The sequence below is a fragment of the Spiroplasma endosymbiont of Megaselia nigra genome (genome assembly GCF_003987485.1).
GTDB lineage: Bacteria > Bacillota_I > Bacilli_A > Mycoplasmatales > Mycoplasmataceae > Spiroplasma.
Map to the genome: position 1 here is coordinate 1 of NZ_RCOO01000047.1, position 8,329 is coordinate 8,329.

8 protein-coding genes are annotated in these 8,329 nt (G+C 26.3%); 7 read left to right on the forward strand and 1 reads right to left on the reverse strand.

The annotated features are described in order from the left end of the window. Positions 1 to 149: 149 nt before the first annotated feature. Positions 150 to 410: a hypothetical protein gene (locus tag D9R21_RS03100; RefSeq protein ID WP_126821055.1), complete on the reverse strand. Its 261-nt coding sequence runs from the start codon at positions 408 to 410 to the stop codon at positions 150 to 152. 378 nt (positions 411 to 788) lie between these two features. On the opposite strand from D9R21_RS03100, the gene D9R21_RS03105 reads away from it, so the two are divergent. From D9R21_RS03105 to D9R21_RS03135, 7 genes are all read left to right on the forward strand, one after another. Continuing rightward, positions 789 to 1,652, forward strand: coding sequence for a formate/nitrite transporter family protein (locus tag D9R21_RS03105; RefSeq protein WP_126821056.1), 864 nt, complete (start codon positions 789 to 791; stop codon positions 1,650 to 1,652). A 98-nt stretch (positions 1,653 to 1,750) separates the two neighbouring features. Beyond that, on the forward strand, positions 1,751 to 3,055 hold the full coding sequence (xseA, locus tag D9R21_RS03110) for an exodeoxyribonuclease VII large subunit (RefSeq protein ID WP_241568711.1): 1,305 nt from the start codon (positions 1,751 to 1,753) through the stop codon (positions 3,053 to 3,055). Next, complete coding sequence (gene xseB / locus D9R21_RS03115; protein WP_126821057.1) at positions 3,045 to 3,266, forward strand: exodeoxyribonuclease VII small subunit; 222 nt, start codon at positions 3,045 to 3,047, stop codon at positions 3,264 to 3,266. The genes xseA and xseB overlap by 11 nt, the downstream gene beginning before the upstream one ends. Before the next feature lie 6 nt (positions 3,267 to 3,272). Next, positions 3,273 to 3,947, forward strand: coding sequence for a hypothetical protein (locus tag D9R21_RS03120; protein WP_126821058.1), 675 nt, complete (start codon positions 3,273 to 3,275; stop codon positions 3,945 to 3,947). 13 nt (positions 3,948 to 3,960) lie between these two features. After that, a complete protein-coding gene (locus tag D9R21_RS03125) occupies positions 3,961 to 5,739 on the forward strand; it encodes a 1-deoxy-D-xylulose-5-phosphate synthase (protein WP_126821059.1) in 1,779 nt (592 codons plus the stop codon). A gap of 66 nt (positions 5,740 to 5,805) precedes the next feature. Next, on the forward strand, positions 5,806 to 6,900 hold the full coding sequence (locus D9R21_RS03130; RefSeq protein WP_126821060.1) for an aminopeptidase P family protein: 1,095 nt from the start codon (positions 5,806 to 5,808) through the stop codon (positions 6,898 to 6,900). A gap of 202 nt (positions 6,901 to 7,102) precedes the next feature. Beyond that, positions 7,103 to 8,104 carry a hypothetical protein gene (locus D9R21_RS03135; RefSeq protein WP_158613858.1) on the forward strand — a complete coding sequence of 334 codons (1,002 nt, stop codon included), beginning with the start codon at positions 7,103 to 7,105 and terminating at the stop codon, positions 8,102 to 8,104. The last annotated feature ends 225 nt before the right edge of the window (positions 8,105 to 8,329 follow it).

Here is an 8,329-nt window from a genome sequence, read left to right on the forward strand (position 1 = left end):
TTAAAAAATGAAATAAATGATATTCAAGCCGCAAAGAAAAGGATATAATAAATAAAAGTTTATAAACCTTTTTTACTAATACTTACTTTTTGGGGTGCACTATAATTTTCAATCAGTCTTTTTATAAATTTATTTTTATTTTATTAGCTTTATAATGTTTTTATGTTCTCAATTTTAATATATTTTGAAACAATTCCTAAGATATCATCTTTAAAATATCAAATTGCAATACAAATTAAAGCAATAATTACTAATAAAATAATTGTATAAATAATTCGTTTAATTTTAAGATATTTAATAATTAAACATAATAAAATAATTACAATAACAGCAATTGTTGATGGCATTCCAATTGAAATAATTTTGTTTCAAATTTCTTGTGATTTTGTTATATTTGTTAAAAATAACATATTTTTTTACCCTTTCTAAGTTGTAAAATTTATCATTCATTACCTTAACAGGTAAATTATATCAATTTTTTTATAATGAAATTGTAAAACATTTGCCTTAGGGTAATAAAAAAACGATTTGTAAGAAAATAAGAAGGATTTATGTGATTTACTTTTTTGTCTTACCGAATTTTTATATATTAAAAATTTCGGGTCTTGTTTGATATGGTGGATGATAAAAACAATTATTGTCAGATAAATGACATTAAAAAGTTTCTTATTTAAAAATACTGGTTATTAATTATTTTAAGTTTAGATTATATTTAGGTTTTTATTTTTTATGATAGAATAATAAAGCATTATTTATAGAGAAATAAAATGTGAAAAAGAGGAGAAAAAATGAGGGACGAAATTAAAAAAGAAGAAAAAGTAGATAATTCCGATATTTATAGCAATGAGGATAGTTTTGTAAATATTTATAAGTATGCGTTAAAAAAAGGAAATAGTCCATTTTATAAAACCTTTTTAATGGGTTTAGCATCTGGTTTATTTATTGGATTTGGTTATATTGCTGCAATTACGGCAACAAGGGGAAATTGAGATAATATCCCAATTGGTTTAAAAAGTTTAGTATTTGGTCTTGTCTTTACTGTTGCAATTACAATGATTGTTTTTCTTGGGGGAGAAATGTTTACATCAAATTCTTTAGCATTAATTGTTGTTTTTAAAAAACAATTAAATGTTGGAAGATTTGTTAGTAATTTATTTATTGTTTTAAGTGGTAATTTCCTAGGTTGTTTAGTGATGGCTGGTTTAACAGCGTGAGTTGGTTTTTTAAATCATACGCCTGGTTCTAAAACTGATTTTTATAATAATGCGGTAATCTTAATTAATGGAAAATTAGAACACAAATGATGAGAAAACTTTGGGAGTGCCATTTTATGTAACTTTTTAGTTGCTGGTTCGATTTATGCTGCACATACAACTAAATCATCTGTTGCTAAATTCTTTGTTGTAAATTTAATTATTATGGCTTTTGCAATTTCTGGATTTTCGCATGTAGTTGCTAATTCATATTTATGATTTTTACAACCATTTTTAAAAATTTTTGGAACAAGTGGTGGTTGAGCAGATTTTGGAAAATTTGCTTACAATGTTCAATTACCAACTTTAATTGGAAATTTCTTAAGTGGAGGAATTTTCTTACCATTTTTATATTATTTTATTTATCGAAAAGATGTAAAAGAAAAATTAACACTTTAATTGCTTTTGAAAAAAAAAGAAATGTTGTTACTTTAATAACATTTATTTTTTAATTATTTTATTGTTTCAATGATATTATTAATTGGAAGATATTGATAATGGAGAGAAAAATGAGTAAAAATATTTATACAGTTAGTGAAATTAATTATTATTTAAAAACAATAATTGAACAAGAACCAAATTTAATTAATATTTCTCTACAAGGAGAAATTTCTAATATTACAAATCACTCTTCAGGACATGTTTATTTTACAATCAAAGATGAAAAAGCCCAAATTCGGGCAATTATGTTTGCGTTTAATGCAAAAAACTTACAATTTAAATTAAAAGAAGGTTTAAAAATTATTGCAACAGGTTCTATTAAGGTATATGAGCCGCAAGGAACATATAGTTTACAAGTAGTTACTTTATCTTTACAAGGTGTTGGTACTTTGTTTTTAAAATATGAAGCCTTAAAACAAGAATTAAGTAAAAAAGGTTGGTTTGATCAATCTTTAAAAAAACCAATTCCACGTTTTCCAAATAATATTGGTGTAATAACAGCTCCAACTGGTGCTGCCATTCGTGATATTATTACTACAATTCATCGCCGTTTTCCCCAAGCAAACATTTATTTATTTCCAAGTTTAGTGCAAGGAAGTGACGCAAAACATGATATTCGAGCAAAAATTAAGGCAGCACAGGCATTTACTCCGCAGCTTGATACATTAATTGTTGGTCGTGGTGGGGGCAGTATTGAAGATTTATGAGCTTTTAATGAACTTGAAGTTGTTGAAGCAATTTATCAAGCAACTATCCCAGTTATTTCAGCTGTTGGTCATGAAATTGATTTTACTTTAGCTGATTTTGTTAGTGATTTACGAGCACCGACACCAACGGCGGCGGCTGAATTAGCAACACCTGATCAGAAAGAATTAGTTAATTATTTGCAACAACAACGCCGTCATTTAATTAATCTTATTAAAGGCAAAGTTGATAAGATGCAAGATAAACTAAGCGAATTAAAAAATAGTTATGTTTTAACAAAACCCCAAGCATTATATACACAATCTGAGCATTCTTATCAATTATTATTAAAGCAGTTTAATGTTTTACAAGAAACATTCTTTATAGCAAATAAAAATATGATTCAAAATTATTATCAAAAATTAGTAAGAACAATTCAACAACAAATTTTAACAATTGAACATAATAAAAATAATTTAATAAGTAAATTAGACTTATTAAGTCCTTTAAAAACATTAACTCGTGGTTATAGTATTACTTACAATGAAAATAAAAATGTGATATCAGTAACCAATGATGTTCAGAATAATGATATAATAATGACACGTGTGCAAGATGGAATTATTCAATCAATTGTACAAGCAATTAATAAGGATGGTGAAAAAAATGACAAATAATAAATCATTTGAACAAATTTTAGAACAATTAAAGCAAATTGTTAATGATTTAGAAAATAATCAATTGCCATTAGATCAAGCAATTGATGCTTTTGAAACGGGCATTAAATTAACAAAATTAGCGGAAACTAAATTACAAGATATTAAAGATAAAGTCACTAAAATTGTTAAGGATAATAACCCAACTGATTTTAAAGTTGATGAAGAATAATTTATTATGGCAGGGCAAATTTTTGAACGTAGTGGCTGAGTTAAAAAAAATAATATTAAAATTTGGAAAAAATTGCATGAGTTAAAATTAAGTCGGGTGATTTTAAAAGATTTTAAAACTTTTGATGAAAAAGATATTTTAATTAAAAATTTTGTTTATTTATTACGATTAAATAATTTAGATGAGCAAGAATATTTTGATAGTATTATTTTAATTAAATTAGTTTTAATTTATTATCATATTCAATATATTCGTCATACCGGTGTAAAACGTGAACAAGAACAAATTTTAAAAGTAATTAAGGAATTAAAAAGCAAAATTTTTGTTAATTACCTCGATGATAATTATGAGGAAATAATTTTTGCAAATAATGACATTACAAATTCAAAAATTAAGATGTATTATAATTTTAATTTACTTTATAATTTTATTGCTAATGTTTTTTATCAACCTTTTGTTAAGCTTCCAAATCATGAATTATATTTTAATTATGGTTATTATCTTGTTTTTTTAATTAATTTAACAGTAATGAGAAAGTTATTAAAGGATAGTAGTAATGTTGAAATTTATAAAATAAAATTAGATGTAACAGCTTACTGTCATTATTTGATTGGAAAAATTACACCATTATATTTCAATAATTTTGTTCAACAAATTAATTACTTTTTACAAAAGTATTAAGTGGGGTTAAAAGATGAAATTACAAGATTATCAGCATCATACTGATTTAAAAAATTTAAAAACAAAAGCTTTAATTGAATTAGCAACGGATGTTCGTCGTCTTATTATTGAAACAGTTACCAAAAATGGGGGACATTTAGCTAGTAATTTAGGGGCAGTTGAATTAACAATTAGTTTATTAAAAACTTTTGACATTGACAATAATGATTTGATTATTTTTGATACTGGTCATCAAACTTATGCTTATAAAATTTTAACTGATCGTAAAGCACATTTTTCAACGATTCGCTTACCTGATGGCTTAGCGGCTTTTCAACATATTAACGAAAGTAAATATGATCATCTTTCTAATGGCCATGCGGGAACTGGTTTATCTACAGCAATTGCTTATAGTTATAATCAAAAATATAATAATATTATTTGTGTGATCGGGGATGCAGCATTTACTAATGGCTTAACTTTAGAAGCTTTAACTTATTTGGGAACAATTTCCAATAAAATTATTGTTATTTTAAATGATAATGGAATGAGTATTTCTAAAAATGTTAATATTTTACATACAACAGTTAGTAAAGTTCGAACTGGATGACTATATCGTAGTGCTAGTAAAGTTGCAAAAGTTTTACGTTATATTCCCCCATTAACATTATTATGATTAGGCCACCTATTAGTTGAAAAAATTATTCGTAGTTTTGCAATTCCAGGGTTATTTGATGGTTTTAATTTAGATTATATTGGGACAGTGGATGGCCATAATTTTCGTAAATTAGCAAAAAGTCTTCGTCAAGCAAAAAAACGAAATGCAAGTGTTGTTCTGCACCTTAAAACAAAAAAAGGTTATGGTTATGGGTTAACCCAAGCAGAACAAGAGAAATATCATTCTTATAGTTTAACTGATAATAAACATAATGAATGAAGTTATTATGTTGCAAAAACATTGGAAAAAGTATTTCAAACAGCATCAGAAAAATTTTATTTTATTTCTTCTGCAATGCAAGCTTCAGTTCATTTAGAAGAATTTATGCTTCAAAATTCTCAATATTGTTTGGATGTTGGTTTAGCAGAAGAACACGCTGTGACCTTAGCTGCTGGTTTTGCTTTAGACCATCAAAAAGTAATTGTGAATATGTATGCTAGTTTTTTGCAACGAACTTATGATCAAATTTTACATGATGTTGTTCGTAATCATTTGCCAGTTGTTTTTTTAATTGACCGAGCTAGTTTAGCACTTGCGGATGGGGGTAGTCACCATGGAATTTATGATATTGGGTTTTTAAATAGTATGGGTGATTTACCAATTATTAGTCAACCAGCAACTAGTGGTGAGTTTGATCAGTTATTAAAGTTAGCTTTAATTAATAAAAAAGATCCTTTTTTTATTCGTTATCCAAAAGGGGGAATTACGCAGCAAGTTTTGTCAGTACCATTCTCAGTTGGACAATGAGAATATGTTATTAAAAATCCTAAAGCGCGAATTTTATTAATCACATATGGGAATAATGTAATTAAAGCAAAAACAGTTATCACAAAATTAGAAACAAAAAAAATTAATGTTATTAATGCTCGCTTTATTAATCCAGTTGATAGAGAAATGATAAAACAAATTAATATGGAAAAATATCAACAAATTATTATTTTTGAAGAAGTTATCAAAGAAACTGGTTTATATGCGAAGATTATTGATTTATTAATTAATCATAATGCAACAATTTCACATTATGGTTATGAAAATGGTTTAATTAAAAAAGAGATGAATAATCTTGAAGAAATTTTAAGAAACTTAATTAATTAAGAAATATCCTTGTATTATGAAAAAATAAGAGTTAAATTTATAGAGAAGAAAAGGAGAATAATGCTAATGGAATATGTTAAAGTAAAATTAGATAAAAAAGCAAAATTAGAGCAATTGTTAGAAAAATATCAGGTTGATGGGATTTTATTTCATTCAACCGTTAACCGTTTTTGACTATCTGAATTTGCTTCTTCCGAAGGTTATTTGTTATTCACAAAAACTGAATCAATCTTGTATTTAGATGGACGATATATTACTGCTGGTAAGAAGGAAGCAAAAAATGTTACAAATGTTATTGAAATGACAACCAATCATCCTGGTGGCTTTTTTGGAATGTTGCAAATTGATTTGGTTAAAAACAAGGTCAAAACTTTAGCTTTTGAAAGTGATTACTTAACATATTTGACTTATCAAAATTTAACAACAAATTTATCATCCGTTACTTTAAAACCAGTTGATTTCTCAGAATTACGAGCAATTAAAACAAATTCTGAGATTGAAGCTTTAAAGCAAGCATGTGCAATTGGTGATATTGCAATTAATAATGTTATTAACAAAATTAAAGTTGGAATGACAGAACGCCAAGTTGAACAAATTATTATTAATAGTTTTGTTGAAGCTGGTGCTGATAAACCTAGTTTTGATACAATTGTTGCTTCTGGATTACGAGGAGCATTGCCACATGGACGTGCAACTGATAAAAAAATTGCGAATAATGAATTAATTACAATTGATTTTGGTTGTATTTATAATGGTTATTGTTCTGATACAACACGAACAATTGGGTTAGGAACACCATCATCTAAAATGTTAGAAATTTATGATGTTGTTTATGAAGCACAAAGTTTAGGAATTCATGCAATTAAACCGGGCGTTACAACAGCAATGATTGATAAAATTTGTCGTGATTATATCATAAGTAAAGGTTATGGCGAATATTTTACACATTCAACAGGGCATGGGGTTGGGATTGAAATCCATGAATTTCCTCGCGTATCACCATTTTGCGATGTCTTATTAGAACCAGGAATGGTTATTACTGTTGAGCCAGGAATTTATATTCCTGATTTAGGTGGTGTTCGCATTGAAGATGATATTTTAGTCACCGAAAATGGATTTCATCTTTTAACAGAAGCAAAACGTGAATTAATTTTAATTTAAGCTAATGAAAACAAAATTAACAAAAACACAAATTTTTATTCTTATCTTTTTTATTTTCATGCTTTTGTTTATATTATTATCATTGTTACTAATTATTATTGCCGGTAAAGAAATTTATTATATTCTTTCGAATAATCATTAATTAGGATTAGTTGGTACTAGTGGTTTTGGTGTTGAAAAAGGTGTTCAAAATTTTCCATACGTGTTTTTTATCATACAATATGGTTTTAATTTTATTTTTACAATGCAAATTAAAAATGCTGCTGGCGAAGTTTTTGCCGCAAATGTTATTCTTTTATATCAAATTGGTTATTTTTTCTTAGTAGTAATGATTCCAGTTTGTGTTTTAGGTTTTTTTATTAGTATTTTAGTGTTTTTATTAAAACAAAAAATACCAACATTAAAATCAGAAAGTTCATCGGGTAATAATGATGGGCAACTCTTAGATGATTTAAAAACAAATATGAATCAAATTCAAGAATATTTAATTAAATTGCATAAAGATGTTAAGACATTAAAAAAAATTACTGGAATAATTACGCCAAAACCAGTTGCTCCAACTTTGACTCAAATGAACGATAATCCAGTTGATTATCAAAGCCAAGATTTAGACCTTATTCAAGCAAAGCAAACATCACGGCATCAAAATTCAAACATTATTAATCAAGATGAATTAGAACAAATAACTAGTGGTATTGAACGCCCAAAGAGTTTAGTTAATCCGACAGAGTATATTATGCCAAAACGTGATGAAAATTTTGTTAATAATTTTCCAACGCAACAATTTTTGTCAACAGGAATGTTATCTGAATCAAAAAATGAAAAGAAACTTTCATTAAGTGCAATTTTTGGTCGAAAAAAAATTCAAACTGAATTAGAACAAGATAAAATTGAAGATGAAGAACAAAATAATGAAGAAATTAATACTTTTTCGCTAAAATTTGATGACCTAACAATAATAGAAAATCAAACATTTCGTGAGAAGGTTGGCTTTAATCTAAATAATTATGATTATACCGATAATGAACAAAATAATTCCCTTGAAATAAAATCTATTTATCAAGTCGGTGATCGAATTATAGATAATAGAATTGAATATGAAATTATATTAGTTGTTCCTCATCAGCAAAATGATACTATAATTTATGAATTAACTTTAAAATCAATAGTAGATGGAACAATTAAATCTCTTATGAGAAAATAATTTTTATTAGGGAGTGTGCCCATTAAATAGGACAAAATTTTATTTATAGAGTGCACCCCAAAAAGTAAGTATTAGTAAAAAGGTTTATAAACTTTTATTTATTATATCCTTTTCTTTGCGGCTTGAATATCATTTATTTCATTTTTTAACATCATTAATATATTCGTCATGCGATAAGTAAATATTGTTATGAATTGTTGCTTTTTTTAATAAAGAATGAAAACT